Raw genomic sequence first — 253 nt, forward strand, 5'->3', positions numbered from 1 at the left:
GGACGATGCGCTGCCTGCTGCACTGGCCGGCACGCTCGAAGGGTGCATCGAGCCGTCCCCCGGGCTGCCGCGCATGGTGGCGCCTGTCATGGCATCCGTGGGGCTGATGCATGCCCTGGCCACCGGCACGCTGCGCCAGTGGCGGCGCGACTGGCGCACTGCCGCCGATGTGCTGACCGTACCCGGCGATCGCGCGCCGCTGTGGGGCGCCGTGAGCGACATGGCCGCCTATGCGCGCCTGGCCCTCCAACAG

General features: G+C 73.5%; 1 protein-coding gene. It reads left to right on the forward strand.

Annotated elements, in window-relative coordinates; translation table 11 throughout:
• On the forward strand, positions 1–253 hold a 253-nt coding region (locus RVY79_RS20675), incomplete at both ends, for a hypothetical protein (RefSeq protein ID WP_317466474.1).

Source organism: Chromohalobacter sp. HP20-39, from assembly GCF_033052815.1.
In the GTDB taxonomy this organism is placed as follows: Bacteria; Pseudomonadota; Gammaproteobacteria; order Pseudomonadales; family Halomonadaceae; genus Chromohalobacter.